Below are 22,113 nucleotides of genomic sequence, written 5' to 3' on the forward strand. Positions count from 1 at the left end.
CCCATTTTCCTCATCAAGATGAGCTCCCACCAATGGACAGTATTGCGGCATTGCGATAGTGCCCAATGAGAGTGCGTGTGTAAGGGAGCATTTCATGATCGGACTAGTGCTTGTCACTCATGGCAAGCTGGCTGAGGAATTTCGCCATGCTGTCGAGCATGTGGTCGGACCTCAGAAGTTGATCGAGACCGTGTGCATCGGCCCCGAGGACGACATGGATCAGCGGCGGCAGGATATTATCGATGCCGTAACACGCGCCAATGACGGCAATGGCGTCATCATCCTGACAGACATGTTCGGCGGCACACCCTCCAATCTCGCCATCTCCGTGATGAGCAGTGGCAGCGTGGAAGTCATTGCTGGCGTCAATCTTCCCATGTTGATCAAGCTTGCGGGCATCCGCAGCGAAGACAATATGGAGAAGGCCTTGCAGGAGGCCTCGGATGCTGGCAGAAAATACATCAACGTCGCCAGCCGCGTTCTCAGCGGCAAATAAAGAAAAAGCCGAATGTCATCTCTTTCGCGGGAACTGCTGATCATCAACAAGCGCGGCCTGCACGCGCGCGCATCCGCGAAGTTCGTACAGATGGTGGAGGGCTTCGATGCCGCCATTACCGTATCGAAGGACGGCATGACCGTCGGCGGGACTTCCATCATGGGATTGATGATGCTTGCGGCGAGCCCCGGCTGCACCGTTCTGGTCGAAGCCAGCGGCAATCAGGCGGAGGAAGCGCTTGCGGCACTGGAGGCCTTGGTGGCTGACCGCTTCGGCGAAGAACTTTGATAACCATCATATAAAGACATAAAGACTTCTTTATATCATTATTGCCAGATCGATCTTTGCCTGTTAGAACCGCAGCCTGAGTTTCAAGGCAGCGGCATGGTTCCCTGCCATCTTTGAGCAGGAGATTTTTATGAGCGCTGACAAGGACTACATCGTCGCCGACATCAACCTTGCCGACTACGGTCGCAAGGAACTGGATATTGCCGAAACCGAAATGCCGGGCCTGATGTCCTGCCGTTCCGAATTCGGTACGAGCAAGCCGCTCAAGGGCGCGCGCATCTCCGGTTCGCTGCATATGACGATCCAGACCGCCGTTCTGATCGAGACCCTGAAGGAACTCGGCGCCGACATTCGCTGGGCATCCTGCAACATCTTCTCCACGCAGGATCACGCTGCCGCTGCCATCGCAGCTGCTGGCATTCCGGTTTTTGCAGTCAAGGGTGAAAGCCTTACCGAATATTGGGAATACACCGACAAAATCTTCCAGTGGGCCGATGGCGGCGTTTCCAACATGATCTTGGACGATGGTGGCGATGCGACCATGTACATCCTTCTCGGTGCACGCGCCGAAGCTGGCGAAGACGTTCTCTCCAACCCCGGTTCGGAAGAAGAAGAAATCCTCGTCGCCCAGATCAAGAAGCGCCTTGCAGCGTCTCCGGGCTGGTTCACCAAGCAGCGCGATGCCATCAAGGGCGTTACCGAAGAAACCACCACGGGCGTTCACCGTCTTTACGATCTCAGCAAGAAGGGTCTTCTCCCCTTCCCGGCCATCAACGTTAATGACAGCGTTACCAAGTCGAAGTTCGACAACAAGTACGGCTGCAAGGAATCGCTGGTGGACGGTATCCGTCGCGCAACCGACGTGATGATGGCTGGCAAGGTTGCCGTCGTCTGCGGTTATGGCGATGTGGGCAAGGGTTCTGCTGCTTCGCTGCAGGGTGCGGGCGCACGCGTCAAGGTCACCGAAATCGATCCGATCTGCGCGCTTCAGGCCGCCATGGATGGCTTCGAAGTCGTTCGTCTGGAAGACGTCGTTGCGTCTGCCGACATCTTCATCACCACCACCGGCAACAAGGATGTCATCCGCATCGAGCATATGCGCGAGATGAAGGACATGGCAATCGTCGGCAATATCGGCCATTTCGATAACGAAATTCAGGTCGCTGCGCTGAAGAACCTCAAGTGGACCAACATCAAGCCTCAGGTCGACATGATCGAGTTTGCCAAGGGCAACCGCATGATCCTGCTCTCCGAAGGCCGCCTGCTGAACCTCGGCAATGCTACCGGTCATCCGTCCTTCGTCATGTCCGCCTCCTTCACCAATCAGGTGCTGGGCCAGATCGAGCTCTTCACCAAGCAGGGCGAGTACAAGAACGACGTTTACGTGCTGCCGAAGCACCTCGATGAAAAAGTCGCACGCCTTCACCTTGAGAAGCTGGGCGTGAAGCTGACCGAACTTTCTGACGTCCAGGCAGATTATATTGGCGTCGATAAGCAGGGTCCGTTTAAGGCTGAACACTACAGATATTGATATTATAGTTAATATCCACATATAAAGCACTAGATATAGGCATCGCGGACTTGACAAAGTCCGCGATTTCTTTTTGGGCGCCTCCCTTCCCGGAAATTTGCTGAGGCGGTATTGTCTGAAGACTTGATTCGTATGCGTCGAGATGCGTGCGAAAATGGGATGTCTTGTCGAAGATGCGGCACATAGGACGGAGACAGACCGGGGATGACGGTACAAAAAGCAAACTCGCTTCCGCGGGTTAAAGACGATATGGACGCGGGCAGCGACGAGGCGCCCGTTCTTGGACGAATGCGCTCAAAGCTCGCTTTCATGGCGGCCGGTGTGCGCCGGAAGGTCTGCGCCCTTTCCGCCCTGCTGGCAGGAACTGCGCTGAGCGGCTTTTCCTCTGTCGCACAGGCACAGGATGGCACGATGCTGCAGAGGGGCGAACGTCTCTTCTCGTCCAGCGAAACCATCACCTATTCGCTCGTCATCGGCATCATATCCGCGACGCTGTTTTCCATCGTCTGGCTGGTGCGCCAGCGCGGAAACATCGAGAGCGAAGTCAACGAGTACCGGACCGCACTTTCCGAAGCGCAAAACAAGATTTCCAAATACGAAGCGCTGATTTCCGATAAATCCCGCCGCATCGTGGTTTGGGAAAACGCCGGTGAGCGTCCCGAGTTCATTGGTCAGCTTCCCATCGAAACAGGCGTTCCGTCTGCCGATTCCGATTTCCTTGCCTTCGGTCGCTGGCTGCGCCCGGCCTCTGCCGCTCCATTGGAAAAGGCCATCGAAAAGCTTCGCAGCCATGCGCAGAGCTTCGATCTGACGATTGAAACGCAACGGGGCGAAGTCATCGAAGTTCAGGGGCGGGTCTCCGGCGGTAAAGCCTTTGCCCGTTTCATCGCGCTCAACAATATGCGCGCCGAACTGGCGGAGCTCAAAGTGGAGCGGGAGCGTCTGCTGACCTCCATGTCCACATTTCAGGAACTTCTCGATTCCATCGAGCAGCCCGTCTGGCGCAGAAATGCCGATGGCGAGCTGATCTGGGTCAATCATGCCTATGCGCAGGCCGTCGATGCAGCGACACCGCAACAGACGATTGAAGAACAGCGTGAGCTGCTGAACACCGTTACACGACAGAAAATCCGCGCCAGCGCTACACCCGAATCACCCTATCACGACCGGATTTCGACGGTCGTTTCCGGTAACAGAACCTTCTTCGACGTGGTCGATATCAAGACGCCGAGTGGGTCGGCTGGTATCGCAATCGACGCATCGGATGCAGAGACGATCAGCGAAGAGCTGAAGCGGACGCTGAAGAGCCATGCTGAGACGCTGGATCATCTGGGAACGCCGGTCGCGATCTTCGACGGGCAGCAGCGTTTGCAGTTCTACAATCAGGCTTTCGTCAGCCTGTGGGGGCTGGATCTCGTTCTTCTGGAATCCAAGCCGGACAATTCCGAACTTCTGGATCGCCTCCGCTCCGCAGGAAAGCTGCCGGAACAGCTAAGCTGGAAAAGCTGGAAGGAAACCGCCCTTTCCGTCTACCGCTCGCTGGATACAAAGACCGACCTCTGGCATCTGCCGAACGGACAGACGCTGCGCGTCATCGCGACGGCGCATCCGCAGGGCGGCGCCACCTGGGTTTTCGAGAACCTCACAGAACAGGTGGATTTGCAGACGCGTTACAATACGCTGGTCAAGGTTCAAGGCGAGACAATCGACCACCTAGCCGAAGGCGTTGCCGTGTTCGGCGCAGATGGGCGTATCCGCCTGTCCAACCCCGCCTTCCGTGCGCTTTGGGCCATCACTGCGGACGATGCAGAGGCGGGCAAGCACATTCGTTCCATCGAAGCGGCCTGTGCGCAATCCTATGAAAAGCCGGATGGATGGCGGGCTTTCAGCCAGTTTATCACTAGCTTCGATGACGAGCGCCTTTCGAAACAGGGAACGCTCGAGCTTCTTTCCGGCCTCGTACTGGATTACGCCGTGATCCCGTTGCCCGATGCGCAGACCATGCTCACCTTCGTCAATATGACCGACAGCGTGCGGGCAGAGCGCGCCTTGAAGGAAAAGAACGAGGCGCTGCGCAAGGCCGACGAGTTGAAGAACGATTTCGTTCAGCACGTCTCTTACGAGCTGCGCTCACCACTGACCAATATTATCGGCTTCACCGATCTGTTGAAAACGCCCGGCATGGGCGATCTCAACGACCGTCAGTCGGAATATCTCGATCATATTTCGACGTCTTCCTCGGTTCTGCTGACGATCGTGAACGATATTCTCGATCTCGCGACAGTCGATGCCGGCATCATGCATCTGAACTATACAGAAAACGATCTGAACGAGTTGCTGGACGACGTATCGGTGCAGATCACGGATCGTCTTCAGGAAAGCGGCGTATCGCTTGAAATCGTTGCGCCTGCCCATCTTGGTTCGATCATTGCAGATCATCAGCGCCTCAAACAGATTCTCCTGAAGCTCCTGACAAATGCTACGAATTTTGCCCCGGAAGGCACGGCGATCCGCCTGACCTGCCAGAGGACCGAGGGTGATTTCATATTCTCCGTTGCCGATCAGGGGCCGGGAATTCCCGAAGACATGCTGCAAACGGTGTTTGATCGTTTCGCGACCCACAGCAATGGTGGCAGGCGCAGTGGTGCAGGCCTTGGCCTTTCCATTGTGGAAAGTTTCGTCAGCCTGCACCACGGCAATGTCACGCTAGAAAGCCGCGCCGGTGAAGGCACCGTCGTCACCTGCCGCATTCCTTCCGGCGCCCGCCCGCAATCCATCGCCGCAGAATGACCGCTGAGACGACCTATTTTTCCATCCATCTTGCCGATGAAGCCGAGACGATCCGTCTCGGTGAAGACCTGGCGCTTGTCGTCAAACCCGGCGATGCGGTGGCGTTGATCGGCGATCTAGGCGCCGGGAAATCGACGCTCGCCCGCGCGCTGATCCGGGCTATTGCGGATGATGCAGAGCTTGAAGTTCCAAGTCCCACCTTCACCATCGTCCAATCCTATACCTTGCGGTTTCCGGTCGCGCATCTCGATCTCTACCGTCTTTCAGACGTCTCGGAACTGGATGAGCTCGGTATCGATGAAATGCTGTCGGAGGGCGTTTGCCTGATCGAATGGCCCGAGATGGCGGCGGATGTTCTTCCCAAAAACTCCACCATTATCCTGCGGCTGACCCATGAGGGCGACGGTCGCCTTGCGATGATTGAGGCATCCCCTCGCCATATCGCACGGCTTCAACGCGTGCTGGCCATTCGGGCGTTTCTGGAAAAGAACGGCAAGGTCAATGTCTCTCGGCGTTACTTCAGCGGGGACGCGGCCTATCGTACCTATGAATTGTTGCGCGAGGCGAGCCATCAATATCTGCTGATGGACTGGCAACCTCAGCCGCACGGTCCTGTTCTTCAAAATGGCAAATCATACGCTGAGATCGTGCATCTTGCCCGCACCGTCGAGCCTTTCGTTGCAATCGATCTTTATCTCCAGAGTGAAGGCTTCACCGCACCGGAAATACTGGCGCAGGATATGGAACAAGGCATTCTGCTTCTCGAAGATATGGGTCGCGACGGCGTACTCGATGCTACGGGCCAGCCTGTCGAAGAGCGCTATGTTCAAAGTGCGGCTTGCCTGGCCGCGCTGCATGAAAAACCTGCGCTAGAGAAAATCAGCTTGCCCAACGGCGTGCAACATCAGGTTCCGCCGTTCGACGCAGATGCGATGAAGATTGAGGCTTCTCTCTTGGTCGATTGGTATCTGCCCCATATCCACGGCGGAAAACCGACCGATGAAGGGCAAAGACAAGCGTTTTTTGCCGTCTGGGATGAAGTCATCGCAAAGCTTTCCGATGTCGAAACCGGCCTTCTGCTGCGTGACTTTCATTCGCCGAACATCATCTGGCAGAATAATAAATCCGGCATCCAACAAGTGGGTATCATCGACTTTCAGGATGCGATGATCGGCCCGACCGCTTACGATCTCGCCTCTCTGGTGCAGGACGCGCGCGTGACGATATCGCCGGATTTACAGGCGAAAATGATGCAGCGCTATCTCGATATCCGCCGCAGTAACCCGAATTTCGATGAAAAGGCGTTCCTCAAGGCCTTCGCGATCATGTCGGCGCAACGCAATTGCAAGCTGGTCGGCATCTGGGTTCGGCTGATGAAGCGTGACGGCAAGCCGGGCTATATGAAGCACATGCCGCGCACCTTCACCTATCTGCGCGACGCCCTTGCTCATCCGGAACTCAAGCCACTTGCCGACTGGTTTGTTCAAGCAGGTATAGACCTCAACTCCCAATGAAGCGTTCGATATGACGATCAGACAAGCGATGGTTCTGGCAGCGGGTCTCGGCACAAGAATGCGTCCGATCACCGACACGATCCCTAAGCCGCTGGTAAAGATCGCCGGCAAGCCGATGATCGACTACGTGCTCGATCTTCTGGTGGCTGCAAGCGTGGAGACCGTCTCGATCAACGTGCATCACCACGCGGACCAGATGGTTTCGCATCTGAGCCAGCGCAACGATATCGAGGTCCTGATCTCGGATGAGCGGGCAGAGTTGATGAATTCCGGCGGCGGCCTTGCCAAGGGTTTGAAATTGCTGCCACCCGGCCCGGTTCTGGTCATGAATGCCGATCTTTTCTGGGTCGGCGAAGAGGTGGGACAGCTATCCAATCTGGAAAAGCTTTCGCGATTTTTCGAGCCCACGCGCATGGATATGGCGATGCTCTGCGTCGATATGGACCGCACCACCGGCCACAACGGAAAAAAGGACTTCAACCTCGCAGAAGACGGCCTTCTGACCCGTTATCAGGAAGGCGAGCCGCACTCGGTCGTCTATGCTGGCGCAATTGCGATGGATTCGCGGCTGCTCGACGACGCGCCCACCGACGCTTTCAATCTGAACATCTATTTCGACCGGGCCATTGCGAAAAACAGGCTTTTTGGCGTTTCCCTGGACGGTCAATGGATTACGGTCGGCACGCCGGATGCTATAGAGGATGCGGAGCGAACCATCGCTTCCACCCTATAGCAGCAAGAAAGTCGAGCCATTGGCGCATGCTAAACGCATCCTGACCATCGCGCCGGGAACCCCGTTTCTTAAAGTCCTGGCAAGGAGCCTCTGCGATGGTTCTCTGGCGCAGGGTTATGCCTATGATCCTGCCGATCCGCTGTCGCTTGCCAAGGTCACGATCTATGTGCCGACGCGGCGTTCCGCGCGCGTGTTGCGCTCGGAATTCGTCGATATTCTCGGCGGTCGCTCCGCCATTCTGCCGGTCATCCGTCCGCTCGGCGAAACGGATGATGATAGCGGCTATTTCGATATCGAGACGCCTGCAACGATCGATCTCGCCCCGCCGATTTCCAATACGGCCCGACTGGTGGAATTGGCCCGGCTGATCCTTGCATGGCGAAACAGCCTGCCCGATGCGATCCGTGCCGTACACTCCGATTCCCCGCTCGTCGCTCCGGCCAGCCCTGCGGATGCCATTTGGCTTGCTCGTGCACTGGCCGAAGTCATCGACGCGATGGACACCGAGGACAAGGATTGGGAGGCTCTCGCCGAACTGGATACTGCCGACCATGCGCAATGGTGGCAGCTGACGGCGGATTTTCTCAAGATCGCCAGCGTCTTCTGGCCAGCCCGCCTTGCCGAACTCAACAAATCATCCGCCGGGCGGCACCGCAATGCAATCCTGCGCGCCGAGGCTGAGCGTCTGGCGCGGATCGGCTCGACTGACCCGATCATCGTTGCTGGTTCTACCGGCTCCATTCCTGCCGCTGCCGATCTCATCGCCGCCGTCGCCTCGCTCCCGCAGGGTACCATCGTTCTGCCGGGCCTCGATCTCGACATGCCGGACGAGCAGTGGGAGGCGATCAACGAAGCGCCGGATGACGCATCCAGCCGCACGCATTCGCAATACGGCCTTTTCGTCCTGTTGCAGAAACTCGGTGTGCTGCGCGATGATGTCGAGCGGATCGGTTCGCTGGATTCTGATCTTCAAAACCGCGCTGAAATCTTCTCGACGGCGCTTGCACCTGCCAAAGCCACGGCGGAGTGGAATGCATGGCGCGCGGAAAAATCCGAGGAATTTTTCGACAACGCCTTTTCTTCCGCCGCCATGATCGAGGCTGCCAATGAGCGGGAGGAGGCAACTTCCATTGCGATTGCCCTTCGCCTGGCCCTTGAAGAACCCGGCCAGAACGGCCCTTCGCAGGCGGCACTGATTACGCCGGATCGTGGTCTTGGACGACGTGTCGCGACCGAGCTTGCGCGCTTCGGCATCGAGGCGGATGACTCTGCCGGTACGCCGCTTTCCGCAACGCCACAGGCGGGGCTGTTGCAGCTTGCGCTCGAAGCGATCCTGCGGCCCGGCGATCCCGTCGCCATCATATCCCTGCTGAAGCATCCGCTCAGCCGCTTCGGTCTTAATCTGGAGGACATGACACAGGCAGCGGCGGCTATGGAGCTTCTCGGCTTGAGGGGCGGACGCGAGGAAACCATGCTTGGCAATCTCGGTAGCCTTCTCGCGCATCAACTGACATTGCACGCGGATGACAGACATCCACCGAAATGGCGTACCGCGCTTTCCGAAGACGCGGCCCTTGCTGCCGCTGATCTCGCCGCGCGTATCAAGGTTGCCATCGAACCGCTGGAATCGGCCTTCATCCACCGCGATCCGATCAAAGGACGCCTCACCTCCCGCCTGACGCTGGCGGATTGGGCGGAGCGTACAGGCCGCGTCATCGAAGCTATTGCTGTGGATGAGGCGGGCGATCTTGCCAACCTCTGGTCGGGCGAAGCGGGAGAGAAGCTCTCCGGGCTTCTGGCGGAATTGATGGAATGCGGGCAGGTTCTGGAGGCGGACGGTCCGCAATGGATCGACATCGTCGCGGCATTCGTGGCCGGTGAATCGATCAAGCCACGCGCCATGCGCCACCCGCGCGTCTTCATCTTCGGCGCGCTGGAAGCCCGCTTGCAGAGCGTTGATACCGTTATCATCGGCGGCCTGAACGAAGGCATCTGGCCGGGGCAGACCGCCAACAACCCATTCCTGTCCCGCAATATGAAGACGGCCATTGGTCTCGAACCGCCGGAACGGCGGGTCGGGCAGCTTGCGCATGATTTCGAAATGGCGAACGGCACGCGGCATATTTTTTACAGCCGTTCGCTGCGGCAGGGCTCGACGCCTGCCGTCGCGTCCCGCTGGCTGCAACGGCTTCTGGCACTTGGTGGTGAAAATTTTGCCGAGACGCTGAAGGCTCGGGGTGAATCTTATCGGCATTGGGCAAATATGCTGGACGATGGCGACATTCAGGATGCCGCCAAGCGCCCTGCCCCGACACCGCCTGCGGAGCTTCAGCCGAAGAGCTATTCTTTCAGCGAAGTCAGCCGCCTGCGCCGGGATCCCTATTCGATCTATGCACGGCGCATCCTGAAGCTCGATCCGCTGGATGAATTCAACCGCGATCCGGGTGCGGCCGACCGCGGTACGCTTTATCACCGCATCATGGAGCAATATTCGCGCGAGGAGCATGTGCCCGGCACGCCTGCAGCGGAAAAGGCCATGATGCGGGTACTGAATGCCTGTTTCGACGCGGAAAACCTGCCTTCTCACATCGATGTTGTCTGGCGACCGCGTTTCGTTGCCGTGGCCCGTGCCTTCCTGAACTGGGAAAAGGACCGTCGACAGATCGTTCGCCGTAGCCATATCGAAGTGCGGGCAGGTCAGGAGATACCGGAAGCGGGCGTACGGCTCACCGGTGTTGCCGATCGGATCGATATCAAAACCTCAGGCAAGGCGGATATCATCGATTACAAAACCGGCCTTTCCCCCTCTGTCAAACAGGCGCGCTCGCTGCTCGATCCACAGTTGGCTCTTGAGGCCGCAGCGCTGATGCGCGGCGCGTTTCGTGATACGGGATCGCCAACGCCCGAAGATTTGATCTATGTGCGATTACGGCCCGGCGAACGCTTCGGGTCTGATACCGTCAATAACGAGAATGCCAAAGCCACCGCAAAAACGGTACCGAAGAGCGCTGTGGAACTCGCGACCGACTCCATCGACCAGCTGAGCAAGTTCATCATTTCCTTGCGCGAGAGAAAGAACGGCTTCGTCTCCCGCCTGATACCCGAGGAACAGCAGAGCTATGGTGGAGAATATGACCACCTCGCCCGGGTTTCCGAATGGTCCACGGCAGAACCGGGAGATGGCGATGCGGAATGAGCCGATGTACCCTGTAGACGACCATGGTCCCGAAATCGACGATCCGAAAAACTGGATCGACTGGACGACGCGGCAGCAGACCCGCGCTTCGGACCCCAAAAGTTCCGCATGGGTGTCGGCCAACGCCGGTTCCGGCAAAACGCATGTGCTGACGCAGCGCGTTATCCGGCTGCTGCTTGCCGGTTGTCGCCCTTCGGCCATTCTCTGCCTCACCTATACAAAGGCGGCAGCGTCCGAAATGTCGAGCCGCGTCTTCGATAGACTGGCCGATTGGGCAACGCTGACCGATTCCGATCTGAAGGATCGCATAACAGCCATCGAAGGGCGCGTGCCGGATGCCATCAAGCTGAAGGAAGCGCGCCGCCTCTTTGCCAAGGCGCTGGAAACGCCGGGTGGCCTGAAAATCCAGACCATCCACGCCTTTTGCGAAGCGCTGCTACACCAGTTTCCGCTGGAGGCGAATGTCGCGGGTCACTTCTCCGTTCTGGATGACCGCGCCGCAAGCAGCCTTCTGGCCGAAGCGCGCCGCAGCCTGCTGACAGCCGTTTCGCTGGAACATGATACGCCGCTGGCGCAAGCACTCGCCTATGTCCTCGATCTTGCCGATGAGACGGGTTTGGAAGCGCTGCTCAGCGCCATCATTGCCAACCGCAATCCGCTACGCGGCTTTCTCGAAACGGCAGCGCGCACGGGCGGAATAGACGCTACCCTGCGAAAACGCGCTGACATCGGCCCGGAGGAAACGCAGGAAACGGCAGCTGCGGCCTTCTGGCCCCTGCCCGGCCTCTCCGGTCTTTCGCTGGATACCTATCTGACGCTTTCTGATGAAATCGGTGGTTCACGCACCCACGATGTATCCTACGCATTGCGTGAAACCACCCGCGAACGCGATGTCTTCAAGCGCATCGACTTCATCGAGGCAGCGCTTCTCACAGCCAAGGGCGAGAAAAAGTCCGACGCGTACGTCATCAACAAGGCGATGCAGGGCGCGGCACCGGGTCTGCTGGATGATCTGACGCTGGCGCGAGACCACGTCGTCGCCTGCCGTGACCGTTATCGCACCCTGCGAATGCTCGAAGCGACGAAGCATGCGCTGACCTTGGCGGATCGTCTGATCGGTGATTTCGAAGACCTGAAGAAGCAGAGAAGTCAGCTCGATTTCGAAGATCTGATCGAGCGCGCGGCGACGCTGCTCAACAGGGACACCGCAGGCGCGTGGGTTCACTACAAGCTGGATCAGGGTATCGATCATATTCTGGTCGATGAGGCGCAGGATACCAGCCCCGTACAGTGGTCGATCATCCAGTCGCTGGCCGCCGATTTCTTCCATGGGGAAACGGCCCGCCTTGGCCTGCGCACCATCTTTGCCGTGGGCGATGAAAAGCAGTCGATCTATTCCTTTCAGGGCGCGCGACCGGAGCGTTTTTCGCAGGAGCGCGAGGAAACGGCGCGGCGCGTGACTGCTGTCGAGCAGGTCTTTCATCCCGTGCGACTGCCGCTCTCTTTTCGCTCCACGGCAGATGTTCTTGCGGCGGTGGATCAGGTCTTTTCCACGCCGGAAAATGCCGAGGGACTGAGCGCCCAGAACGAACCCGTCGAGCATCGCTCCAACCGCCTTGGCCACGCGGGCACGGTGGAAGTCTGGGGCATTGTCGCCGCCGAACCGGTGGAAGACGAAGAGGACTGGACGGCACCCTTCGATGCTCTGCGTGAAAGCGCGCCGCCTGCCATCGTCGCACGGCGGATTGCGGCCCGCATCGCGGAGATGATCGGCAAGGAAACCGTGGTCGAGAAAGGCGTGGAGCGCTTTATCGAGCCCGGCGATATTCTGGTTCTGGTGCGCAAGCGCCATGCTTTCGTCAACGCGCTGACGCGCGAGCTCAAGCAGCGCAAGAATATTCCCGTTGCCGGTGCCGACCGTCTTCGCCTGACGGATCACATCGCCATTCAGGATTTGCTGGCACTTGGCCGGTTCGTGCTCTTGCCGCAGGATGATCTGTCGCTTTGTGCGCTGCTGAAAAGCCCGCTTTTCAATCACGATGAAGACGATATTTTCGACCTAGCCGCAAAACGCCCGGAAGAAACCAGCGTCTGGGAGTACTTGCAGCATCTTCGCCGCGAAGATGGCAGCCGTTTTGCACATACCCACAAGCTGCTTTCCACCCTCATCGCGCTTTCGAAAACCACAACGATCCATGATTTCTATGCCGCCGTCCTGACCATCCACGGGGGCCGCAAGAAGTTCCTCGGTCGCCTCGGCAATGAAGCCAGCGACGTTCTGGACGAGTTTCTCTCCTTCGCACTCGATCATGAAAAGACCGGCCTTCCCGGCCTGCAATCCTTCATCTCGGTGCTGGAAACCGATGCTCCCGAGATCAAGCGTGAGCAGGACAAGGAACGCGGCGAAGTCCGCATAATGACGGTTCACGCCTCCAAAGGTCTTGAAGCGCCCGTGGTTTTTCTGGTCGATGGCGGCTCCAAGGCCTTCATCCCAAGCCATGTGCCGAAGCTTCGTTTTCTTGAGGCTTCCGCAACGTCCTTCCCGATCTGGCTTCCGGGCAAGAGCTTTGACAACGCGCTGATCGACCGAGATGACAGGCGGCTGAAAGACTCTGCCGAGCAGGAGTATCGTCGTCTGCTCTATGTTGCCATGACACGTGCAGCCGACCACTTGATCGTCTGCGGCTATCGAGGTCCGCGGGAAAACCCGGATTCCTGGCACGCGATGATTAGGCGCTCACTTGGAGCCGATGAGAACCGCAGTCGCACCCACCAGTTTACGGCAGGCGGAGAGGAATGGGACGGCTTGCTCTGGCATTCCAGCACCCGTTCCCCACGGCTCATCGAAAAGACGGAACAAGCGCATCAACCGGGCCCCGCTCCCCTACCCGCGTCTCTTATGCAGCCGCTGCCGCCAGCGCCCGCCCTTCCGCGCCCTTTGAGCCCTTCCGGTGCTGGCACCATTATCGATGACGGTGCCGAGGATTTGCTGGTCACATCACCGCTCTTTGCGAAGCCGAAAACGTCATCCGGTCTTGCGCTTCAGCGCGGGCGTCTCGTTCACCGCATGCTGCAAACTTTGCCGGATTATCCCGAAAACGAACGCGAAGCGGCGGCTCATCGCTATGCCGAGCGCGCGGCGAAGTTCTGGCCGGAGAAGGAACGCGAAAGCCTGATCCACTCAACGCTCGCCGTTCTCTGCGAACCCGCGATCCAGCCCGCATTCTCCGCAAATAGCAGGGCTGAAGTCTCGATCATGGGTACGCTTCGTCTCGGTCGTCAGGAATTCGCCGTGTCAGGGCGCATCGACAGACTAGCGGTCGAGGATGATCGGGTCATTCTGGTGGATTACAAGACCAATCGCGTACCGCCAGAAGACGAGCGGCGCATTCCTTTTGCGCATACGGCGCAGCTTGCCATCTACAGGGAAATCCTCAAACCGCTCTATCCGGATAAGACGTTTGTCTGCGCGCTCGTCTATACGGAGAATGCGTCCTTCATGACGCTTGGTGAGGAAGCCCTGTCGCAAGCTCTTGCCGCAATCTCGACAAAGTGAGATACCGGACATTGAAAATGCGCGTTCCTCGCATCACATAAATGCCGAACAGATTCACTGAAAGGAGAGCCGCTTATGGCTACCGTGAAAGTCGATACCTCCAACTTCCAGTCCGAAGTTCTCGATGCCGCCGAACCCGTCGTCGTCGATTTCTGGGCTGAGTGGTGCGGCCCTTGCAAGATGATCGCTCCGAGCCTTGAAGAAATCTCGTCCGAGCTTGCTGGCAAGGTCAAGGTCGTGAAGCTCAACATCGACGAAAACCCAGAACTTGCAGCCCAGTTCGGCGTCCGCTCCATTCCGACGCTCGCCATGTTCAAGGGCGGCGAAGTTGCCGACATCAAGGTTGGCGCTGCTCCCAAGACAGCACTTGCCGCCTGGATTTCCAGTGCAGCCTGATTTCCGTCAGTCATTAAGAATGAGAAAAGCCCGGTAATGCCGGGCTTTTTCTTTGGTCCATTTGCCTGAAAAGTCATTACTTCGGCGGCGTGCCGTTCAGGGCCAGCGCATTCCCGGCCAGATAAAGCGACCCGCCAATCAAAATTCGTGGCGCAGGCTTGTTCGGGTCCAGCCGCGTGGAAAGTTCCTCCAGCGCTTCCTCAATCGAAGACGTCGGCGCTGCCGTCAAACCGGCATCAAACACGGCATGGGCCAAAACCACCGGGTCGATTGCCGCATCGGACCCGTGGATCGGCACGGTGAAGACATATTCCGCAATATCCGCGAAGGCTTTGAAATAACCGACCTGATCCTTGGTATTGATCATGCCAGCGATGAGAAAGAGAGGCCGCGCCCGCTTTTCCTCGAAACCGGCCATGGCTTCGGCAATCACTTCGCCAGCACCGGGATTGTGCCCGCCATCGATCCAGATTTCGCTACCCTTTGGCGCGAGATCGAAAATGCGGCCCTGGGTGATCCGCTGGAGACGTCCCGGCCACTCGACCGAGGTCATGGCCTTGTCGATCATGCGTTCGGTCACTTCAAAACCGGCGGCCTTGACCGCGCGGATCGCGGCGGCGGCATTCGCCAGTTGATGGCGGCCCGGAAGGCGCGGCAGTGGCGCATCGACCAGGCTGAATTCATCCTGATAGACAAGCCGCCCATATTCTTCATGGGCCGAGAAATCCTGGCCATAGACCGCTGTCGGGCATTTCAGGCGCTCGGCGGTCGCGATCAAAACGTCAAGCGCGGCGTCATATTCCTGATGGCCAATGACGACGGGCGAGCCGCTCTTCATGATGCCGGCCTTCTCCGCCGCAATCAGTTCGACCCGGTCTCCGAGATAGGCCTGATGGTCGAGCGAGATCGGCATGATAATGGAGACGGCGGGGTTGGCGATGACATTGGTCGCATCGAAACGCCCGCCGAGACCAACTTCCAGAATAACGACATCCGCTGGCTGTTCGGCGAAAAGCACGAAGGTAACCGCGGTCAGGATTTCGAAAACGGTGATATGCTGCCCGTTATTGGCTGCCTCGACCCGCGCCAACGCATCGGCGAACATCGCATCTTCTACGAGATACCCCTGCCCGCCCGGCACACCGATGCGGTACCGTTCGTTCCAGTTGACCAGATGCGGCGATGTGTGGACATGGACTGCAAGGCCAGCCGCTTCCAGAAGCGCGCGGCTGAACGCCGTAACAGAACCCTTGCCATTGGTACCGGCGACATGGATCACCGGCGGCAGCCGCTTGTGCGGATTGCCGAGCTTTTCGAGAAGCCGTGTGATCCGGTCGAGCGACAGATCGAAGCCCTTGGGATGCAGCTGCATCAATCTTTCGATGATGCGTTCTGCCTCGGTCATTTCGGGCTTCGTCCTATCTGTCATCTGCCCCTCCGGAGCACTTTATCCGCCAGTTCAGGCCGTGGCAGCCAGAGGCGCTATGTCCTTTACGGACGTATTGGCAGGCGCCTTCGTCATGATCTTCAAGAGATTGGCCAGCGTGTCGGGAATCTCGTGGCGGTCGATAACCATATCCACCATGCCGTGATCCAACAGGTATTCCGAGGTCTGGAAGCCTTCCGGCAGCTTTTCGCGAATGGTCTGCTCGATAACGCGCTTACCCGCGAAGCAGATTTCCGCGCCAGGCTCGGCAATGTGAACATCGCCCAGCATCGCGTAAGAGGCCGTTACACCGCCCGTCGTCGGGTTGGTGAGAACGACGATGTACGGCATGCCAGCTTCTTTGAGCATGTTGACGGCAACCGTCGTGCGCGGCAGCTGCATCAGCGAGAGAATACCTTCTTGCATACGCGCTCCGCCTGAGGCTGGGAACATGACCAGCGGGCAACGCTCTGAAATGGCGCGCTCAAAAGCCTTGACTATGGCTTCACCAGCAGCAATGCCGAGCGAACCGCCCATGAATTGGAATTCGTGAACGACTGCGACGATCTTCAAACCCTTGAGATTGCCAACGCCAGCAAGGATCGTGTCTTCCTGCTCGGTTTTCGTGCGGCTGTCACGCAGACGGTCCGTGTACTTCTTGGAGTCACGGAATTTCAGCGGATCCTGAGCCACCTTCGGCTGCGGCAGCGCTTCATAGACACCGCCATCGAAAAGGTCTGCAAGACGAGCCTTTGCAGGCATCTTCATATGGAAGCCGGAAGCAGGGATAACCCACTTGTTTTCTTCCAGATCCTTATGGAAAACCATCTCGCCCGTTTCCGGGCACTTGATCCAGAGATTTTCCGGCGTGTCACGGCGGCCCAGCATGGAGTTGATCCGCGGGCGTACGTAATTGGTGATCCAGTTCACGTCTAATACTCCTGACTGTCTGCGCGTCGCTGGTTGTTATTCAGCAGCAGCAAGGCGCGATGCAAGCACGCCTGTTGAAAGTCCCTTTACCAGCGTTGTTACCGCTGGAACAGTGTCATTCGTCGCCTTGCCATCCTTGGTGAGGCTCAAGGCAATCTGGTTTACGATGGCGGTTCCGACAACGACGCCGTCTGCGACGGCACCGATGGCCTTTGCGTGCTCCGCCGTCTTGACGCCGAAGCCGACGCAGACCGGCAGGGTCGTGTGCGACTTGATACGTTCAACCGCGCCCGCAAACTGCGATGGATCAGGCAGTGCCGAACCGGTAATACCGTTCATGGAAACGTAATAGACGAAACCTGAGGTATTTTTAAGGACGGTCGGCAGACGCTTTTCATCGGTCGTCGGCGTTGCCAGACGAATGAAGTTGATGCCGTGCTTGAGCGCCGGGATACAAAGTTCGTCGTCCATCTCCGGCGGCAGATCGACCACGATCAAGCCATCGATACCAGCGGCAAGTGCTGTCTCAAGAAACTTTTCGACGCCGTAAATATAGATCGGATTGTAATAGCCCATCAAAACGATCGGCGTCGCGTCATCCTGCTTGCGGAATTCCCGCGCCAGATCGAGCGTCGTTTCCAGCGTCTGGCCGCCCTTTAGGGCACGTTGGCCTGCCAGCTGAATGGCTGGACCATCTGCCATCGGATCGGAAAACGGCATGCCAAGCTCGATAACATCGGCACCGGCATCCGGCAGCGCCTTCATGATGCCGAGCGAGGTTTCGAAATCCGGGTCGCCACCCATGAAATAGGTAATCAGAGCCGGGCGATTTTGCGCGCGCAGATCGGCAAAGCGCTTGTCCATACGTGCAGTCATGTTCTTACAGATCCATTCCAAGATGTTGGCTGACGGTGTGGACATCCTTGTCGCCGCGACCGGAAAGGTTCATCAGGATGATTTCGTCCTTGCCCATTTTCGGCGCGCGCTTAATGACTTCGGCCAAAGCGTGGCTCGGCTCGAGCGCCGGAATGATGCCTTCGAGACGCGTCAACATCTGGAAAGCTTCCAGCGCTTCATGGTCCATGATCGGTACATATTCCACGCGGCCCGTATCGTTCAGCCAGGAATGCTCAGGCCCGATGCCGGGGTAATCGAGGCCAGCGGAAATGGAGTGACCTTCTTTGATCTGGCCGTCCTTATCCTGCAACAGATAGGTGCGGTTGCCGTGCAGCACGCCAGGTGAACCGGCGGTGATCGACGCGCAATGTTCTTCGCCCTGAAGGCCACGACCACCGGCTTCGACGCCGACAATCTTCACGCCCGCATCATCAAGGAACGGATGGAAGATGCCGATGGCATTAGAACCGCCGCCGACGGCAGCAATGACGAGATCAGGCAGGCCGCCTTCCGCTTCCAGCATCTGCGCCTTGGCTTCGGTGCCGATCACGGCCTGGAAATCGCGCACCATTTCCGGGTACGGATGCGGACCGGCTGCGGTGCCGATCAGGTAATAGGTATCCTCGACATTGGTGACCCAGTCGCGCAGCGCCTCGTTCATCGCATCCTTTAGCGTGCCGTGGCCAGCCGTCACCGGCTTTACCTCGGCGCCCAAAAGCTTCATGCGAAACACGTTCGGTGCCTGACGGGCAACGTCGGTCGCGCCCATATAGACGACGCAGGGGAAACCGAAGCGGGCGGCAACCGTTGCCGATGCCACGCCGTGCTGTCCGGCACCGGTTTCAGCGATGATGCGGGTCTTGCCCATGCGCTTTGCCAGAAGGATCTGGCCGATGCAGTTGTTGATCTTGTGCGAGCCGGTGTGGTTCAGCTCTTCACGCTTGAAGTAAATCTTCGCGCCACCGAGTTCAGCAGTCAGGCGTTCGGCGAAATAAAGCGGGCTCGGGCGTCCGATATAATGCGTGCCAAGATTCTTCAGCTCCGCCTGAAATTCAGGATCGTTCTTCGCCTTGTCCCACTCGGCCTGCAGATCGAGGATCAGCGGCATCAGCGTTTCGGCAACGAAGCGGCCTCCGTAGATACCGAAGCGGCCGTCCTCATCGGGACCGGCGCGGAACGAGTTGGGTTTCAGCGTTTCGTTCACTTTCAAACTCCCTGCGACCTTGAAGACCTGACGGCATCGAAGAATGCGTCGATCTTGGTCAAATCCTTCACACCTGGCGCACTTTCCACGCCGGACGATACATCCAGTCCCCTCGCCCCGGTTTCCGCCAGAGCTTCAACAACGTTATCCTTGTTTAGTCCACCGGAAAGCATGTAATTCACGCCTTCGTCAAGAGAGCGCAACAGCGTCCAGTCGAAGGAAACGCCGTTTCCGCCGGGCAACTCCGATCCCGCCGGTGCTTTCGCATCGAACAGGAAACTATCGGCAATGCCAATATAGGGATCGATTTTGGCAAGATCATCGGCATCGCGAATGGAAAATGCCTTCATGACCGGCAGGCCGTAGAGCGCCTTCACGCTCAGCACCCGCTCCGGGCTTTCGCTTCCATGCAGCTGAAGAATGTCGGGCTTCAAGAGATCGACGATTTCGTCCAGTTCGTCATTATCGGCATTGACCGTAACCGCCACGATCTTGACGCTGCCACGAACGGCGTCCGCCAGTTTGCCAGCAAGATCCGGCTCGATATTGCGTGGGCTCTTCTCAAAGAAGATGAAGCCGATGTGGCTTGCCCCGCGCCTGACGGCACGTTCAACCGCTTCCGGCGTCTTCAATCCGCAAATCTTGATATCGGGTTTCATCAGGTGGAGGTGCCACGAAATGGGCTCCGAGTCGAGCCAAATCGCAATCGGTCGAGACGCTTAAGAAAAGTGTTTCACGTGAATCCAAACCTGCAATTGTACCGCTATTCGAAATCTATCGCGTGGAGTTGGGAACCGTTATGCTTCAACCAGGCTTTGGCCGTTTCCATCTCAGGGCAGAGCTTTTTGCATAGGGCCCAGAATTTGGGGCCATGGTTCATCTCGCAGAGATGAGCCACTTCATGCGCCGCCAGATAATCGATGACGCTTTCCGGCGCCATGACGATGCGCCAGGAGAAGCTCAGATTTCCCTCATGTGAGCACGAACCCCAGCGGCTGCGCGTGTCTTTCATGGCGATAGAGCGCACGGGTCGACCGACAGCTTTTGCATGCAATGCCACGAGCCTTTCGAGATCGGCCCTCGCTTCTTTCTTCAGAAACGTTGCGATGCGTCTTCCGGTGTGTTCCGGCAGGCCGCTGACAAGCAGAACCGGTTCATCCGCATTTCTGGCAACATGCGTTATGCCTCTGAGCGAACCGGTATGTTGAATGCGATGAGGAACGCCACGAATGCTGATCATCGCGCCATCTGTCATTCCGGCCTGGGTCGAAAACTTCGAAAGCTTTGATTCCAGCCAACCCTGATGCCGGTCCAGAAACTCGTCCACTTGCGCATGATGCAAGCCGTAGGGAATTGTCAGCTTCAGCGCCTTCCCACCCGGCTCTATGCGCAAGGTGATGCGCGTTGCCCGCTGGTTTTCCTTGATGGTGATCGGCACATCGCGACCACTGACCTCAACCGTGCGCTGCGTGAACGCCGGTTTGCGGGAAGAGGTGGATTTCAGGGACTTTCGAAGCAGCGAAAACATGAGACTTTCATAGCGATTCGCTCCTCAAAAAGCTATTGCTCCCTTACGCCTGCCTGCCATGTGCCTTGAAGAAATCCACCATCTGCGGAACGATATCCCGGCGGAAGCGGGAGCCGTTGAAGACACCATAATGGCCGACATCCGGCTGCATGTAATGTTTGCGCTTTTCTTGCGGCAGGCTGGAACAGAGATCATGCGCAGCCTTCGTCTGCCCGACGCCTGAAATATCGTCGTTTTCGCCTTCGACAGTAAAGAGCGCGACATTGCGGATGGCAGCGGGTTCAACCGCCCTGCCCCTATGCATCATTTTGCCCTTCGGTAGCGCGTGCTCAATGAAAACAGTCTCGACTGTCTGGAGATAGAATTCTGCCGTCAGATCCATCACGGCGAGATATTCATCGTAAAACTCGCGGTGCTTCTCCGCTGAATCTCCATCGTTCTTGACGAGGTTCAGATAGAAATCCTTATGTGCCGTCATGTGTCGGTCCAGATTCATGGACATGAAGCCGGATAATTGCAGGAAGCCGGGATAGACGGAGCGCCCGAAGCCGGCCTGCGGCCATGGCACCTGCATCACCACATTATCGCGAAACCATTCGATGGGTTTTGCAGTCGCAAGCTCATTGACCGCGGTGGGGTTGATCCGTGTATCGATTGGCCCGCCCATCAGCGTCATCGAGGCCGGGGCGAATTCATCGCCATCGGCTTCCATCACCGACACGGCTGCCAGAACCGGTACCGAAGGTTGGCATACCGCGACGACATGCGTGCCCTGCCCTATTTGGTGCAGCATTTGGATGACGTGGGAAACATAGTCATCCAGATCGAAGCGGCCTTCGCTCAACGGCACCGTCCGGGCATCGATCCAGTCCGTTATGTAAATATCCGCATTCGGAAGCAGTGCCTCGACGGTACCTCTGAGCAGGGTCGCGTAGTGGCCGGACATGGGTGCGACCAGCAGCACATTCGGATCAGATGCTCTTTTTTCGGCTAGATTTCTCTTGAAATGGATGAGCCGGCAGAAAGGCTTCGACCAGACGATTTCCTCGACAACCTCCACAGCCTTGCCGTCGATCTCCGTTTGGGTCAGTCCAAATTCCGGCTTGGAATATCGCCGGGTCAGGCGCTCGAAGACTTCGAAGCCTGCATCCAGACTGCGCCCGAACGCGGTATTTGAAAGTGGATTAAGCGGATTGTTGCATGCCTGTCGCATCATGTCGGCGCTGGCGCGCAGCGGTGCCATGGCGGCATGGTTCATTTCATAGAGCTGATAGAACACGAAGAAACGCCTCCCGTCGTCATCGTCGTCTTTTTGTCATACTAACATCTTTTCGCAGTTGCACAAATTTTTGGGTTGGCGCTCGCTGTTCGTCTTACCGACGAAGCCTCACCCACGACGTCATCCTCGGGCTTGACCCATCGCTGTCCGGATGAAACTGAGTTGGTAGTGTGGGGCGAGAACGGTCCCCACCACCCGTCACCCCGGCCTTGAGTCGGGGTCCAGCAGACGCGCGTCTGCGCGTCAAAAGAGTCTTCCAGACCAACGACTTGGTCTGGCTGGATCCCGGATCAAGTCCGGGATGACGGAAGTGGGAGTGCCGTTGCCGCATTCACAATCAGCGTTGCAC

At 57.9% G+C, this 22,113-nt stretch carries 16 protein-coding genes; 9 read left to right on the top strand and 7 right to left on the bottom strand.

Annotation, left to right across the window (positions count from 1 at the left end):
- The first annotated feature begins 94 nt into the window (after positions 1 to 94).
- The 9 genes from CFBP5473_RS01080 to trxA all read left to right on the top strand — a co-directional run bounded on the left by CFBP5473_RS01080 (position 95) and on the right by trxA (position 14,500).
- On the top strand, positions 95 to 496 hold the full coding sequence (locus CFBP5473_RS01080; RefSeq protein ID WP_027673458.1) for a PTS sugar transporter subunit IIA: 402 nt from the start codon (positions 95 to 97) through the stop codon (positions 494 to 496).
- A 12-nt stretch (positions 497 to 508) separates the two neighbouring features.
- Positions 509 to 784, top strand: coding sequence for an HPr family phosphocarrier protein (locus CFBP5473_RS01085; RefSeq protein WP_027673459.1), 276 nt, complete (start codon positions 509 to 511; stop codon positions 782 to 784).
- A 130-nt stretch (positions 785 to 914) separates the two neighbouring features.
- Complete coding sequence (gene ahcY / locus CFBP5473_RS01090) at positions 915 to 2,315, top strand: adenosylhomocysteinase (protein ID WP_027673460.1); 1,401 nt, start codon at positions 915 to 917, stop codon at positions 2,313 to 2,315.
- A 249-nt stretch (positions 2,316 to 2,564) separates the two neighbouring features.
- The gene (locus CFBP5473_RS01095) at positions 2,565 to 5,105 is read left to right on the top strand and encodes a PAS domain-containing sensor histidine kinase (RefSeq protein ID WP_106389312.1); all 2,541 of its coding nucleotides are present in this window, start codon (positions 2,565 to 2,567) and stop codon (positions 5,103 to 5,105) included.
- The gene (tsaE, locus tag CFBP5473_RS01100; RefSeq protein ID WP_027673462.1) at positions 5,102 to 6,619 is read left to right on the top strand and encodes a tRNA (adenosine(37)-N6)-threonylcarbamoyltransferase complex ATPase subunit type 1 TsaE; all 1,518 of its coding nucleotides are present in this window, start codon (positions 5,102 to 5,104) and stop codon (positions 6,617 to 6,619) included. Before CFBP5473_RS01095 ends, tsaE begins: the two co-directional genes overlap by 4 nt.
- 10 nt (positions 6,620 to 6,629) lie before the next feature.
- A complete protein-coding gene (locus tag CFBP5473_RS01105) occupies positions 6,630 to 7,352 on the top strand; it encodes a nucleotidyltransferase family protein (protein ID WP_027673463.1) in 723 nt (240 codons plus the stop codon).
- Positions 7,321 to 10,548, top strand: coding sequence for a double-strand break repair protein AddB (gene addB, locus CFBP5473_RS01110; protein ID WP_051441129.1), 3,228 nt, complete (start codon positions 7,321 to 7,323; stop codon positions 10,546 to 10,548). The genes CFBP5473_RS01105 and addB overlap by 32 nt, the downstream gene beginning before the upstream one ends.
- Complete coding sequence (gene addA / locus CFBP5473_RS01115) at positions 10,538 to 14,104, top strand: double-strand break repair helicase AddA (RefSeq protein ID WP_027673465.1); 3,567 nt, start codon at positions 10,538 to 10,540, stop codon at positions 14,102 to 14,104. The genes addB and addA overlap by 11 nt, the downstream gene beginning before the upstream one ends.
- 75 nt (positions 14,105 to 14,179) lie before the next feature.
- Positions 14,180 to 14,500 carry a thioredoxin gene (gene trxA / locus CFBP5473_RS01120; RefSeq protein ID WP_027673466.1) on the top strand — a complete coding sequence of 107 codons (321 nt, stop codon included), beginning with the start codon at positions 14,180 to 14,182 and terminating at the stop codon, positions 14,498 to 14,500.
- 76 nt (positions 14,501 to 14,576) lie between these two features.
- On the opposite strand, the gene CFBP5473_RS01125 is transcribed toward trxA, so the two are convergent.
- From CFBP5473_RS01125 to CFBP5473_RS01155, 7 genes are all read right to left on the bottom strand, one after another.
- Positions 14,577 to 15,929 carry a bifunctional folylpolyglutamate synthase/dihydrofolate synthase gene (locus CFBP5473_RS01125; protein WP_027673467.1) on the bottom strand — a complete coding sequence of 451 codons (1,353 nt, stop codon included), beginning with the start codon at positions 15,927 to 15,929 and terminating at the stop codon, positions 14,577 to 14,579.
- Between the two features lie 30 nt (positions 15,930 to 15,959).
- Complete coding sequence (accD, locus tag CFBP5473_RS01130; RefSeq protein WP_027673468.1) at positions 15,960 to 16,856, bottom strand: acetyl-CoA carboxylase, carboxyltransferase subunit beta; 897 nt, start codon at positions 16,854 to 16,856, stop codon at positions 15,960 to 15,962.
- 36 nt (positions 16,857 to 16,892) lie between these two features.
- Positions 16,893 to 17,732 (bottom strand): tryptophan synthase subunit alpha, encoded by an 840-nt coding sequence (trpA, locus tag CFBP5473_RS01135; protein WP_027673469.1) that lies wholly within the window; start codon positions 17,730 to 17,732, stop codon positions 16,893 to 16,895.
- 4 nt (positions 17,733 to 17,736) lie between these two features.
- The gene (gene trpB, locus CFBP5473_RS01140; protein ID WP_027673470.1) at positions 17,737 to 18,957 is read right to left on the bottom strand and encodes a tryptophan synthase subunit beta; all 1,221 of its coding nucleotides are present in this window, start codon (positions 18,955 to 18,957) and stop codon (positions 17,737 to 17,739) included.
- Positions 18,958 to 18,959: 2 nt separating this feature from the next.
- Entirely contained in the window at positions 18,960 to 19,616 is a 657-nt protein-coding gene (locus tag CFBP5473_RS01145) for a phosphoribosylanthranilate isomerase (protein WP_027673471.1), read from the bottom strand.
- 104 nt (positions 19,617 to 19,720) lie between these two features.
- Complete coding sequence (locus CFBP5473_RS01150) at positions 19,721 to 20,485, bottom strand: M48 family metallopeptidase (RefSeq protein ID WP_027673472.1); 765 nt, start codon at positions 20,483 to 20,485, stop codon at positions 19,721 to 19,723.
- A gap of 43 nt (positions 20,486 to 20,528) precedes the next feature.
- Positions 20,529 to 21,764: a polyhydroxyalkanoate depolymerase gene (locus CFBP5473_RS01155; RefSeq protein WP_027673473.1), complete on the bottom strand. Its 1,236-nt coding sequence runs from the start codon at positions 21,762 to 21,764 to the stop codon at positions 20,529 to 20,531.
- Positions 21,765 to 22,113: the final 349 nt, after the last annotated feature.

It is taken from the genome of Agrobacterium larrymoorei (assembly GCF_005145045.1).
Classification (GTDB): Bacteria; Pseudomonadota; Alphaproteobacteria; order Rhizobiales; family Rhizobiaceae; genus Agrobacterium; species Agrobacterium larrymoorei.

Excerpts from the sequence above, each read along its gene's own strand:
- addB (WP_051441129.1), top strand. The coding sequence starts at position 7,321 with ATGCGGAGCGAACCATCGCTTCCACCCTATAGCAGCAAGAAAGTCGAG.
- CFBP5473_RS01080 (WP_027673458.1), top strand. The coding sequence starts at position 95 with ATGATCGGACTAGTGCTTGTCACTCATGGCAAGCTGGCTGAGGAATTT.
- addA (WP_027673465.1), top strand. The coding sequence starts at position 10,538 with ATGCGGAATGAGCCGATGTACCCTGTAGACGACCATGGTCCCGAAATC.
- CFBP5473_RS01150 (WP_027673472.1), bottom strand. The coding sequence starts at position 20,485 with ATGTTTTCGCTGCTTCGAAAGTCCCTGAAATCCACCTCTTCCCGCAAA.
- CFBP5473_RS01095 (WP_106389312.1), top strand. The coding sequence starts at position 2,565 with ATGGACGCGGGCAGCGACGAGGCGCCCGTTCTTGGACGAATGCGCTCA.
- tsaE (WP_027673462.1), top strand. The coding sequence starts at position 5,102 with ATGACCGCTGAGACGACCTATTTTTCCATCCATCTTGCCGATGAAGCC.
- trpA (WP_027673469.1), bottom strand. The coding sequence starts at position 17,732 with ATGACTGCACGTATGGACAAGCGCTTTGCCGATCTGCGCGCGCAAAAT.
- CFBP5473_RS01125 (WP_027673467.1), bottom strand. The coding sequence starts at position 15,929 with ATGACAGATAGGACGAAGCCCGAAATGACCGAGGCAGAACGCATCATC.
- CFBP5473_RS01145 (WP_027673471.1), bottom strand. The coding sequence starts at position 19,616 with ATGAAACCCGATATCAAGATTTGCGGATTGAAGACGCCGGAAGCGGTT.
- ahcY (WP_027673460.1), top strand. The coding sequence starts at position 915 with ATGAGCGCTGACAAGGACTACATCGTCGCCGACATCAACCTTGCCGAC.
- trxA (WP_027673466.1), top strand. The coding sequence starts at position 14,180 with ATGGCTACCGTGAAAGTCGATACCTCCAACTTCCAGTCCGAAGTTCTC.
- CFBP5473_RS01105 (WP_027673463.1), top strand. The coding sequence starts at position 6,630 with ATGACGATCAGACAAGCGATGGTTCTGGCAGCGGGTCTCGGCACAAGA.
- CFBP5473_RS01085 (WP_027673459.1), top strand. The coding sequence starts at position 509 with ATGTCATCTCTTTCGCGGGAACTGCTGATCATCAACAAGCGCGGCCTG.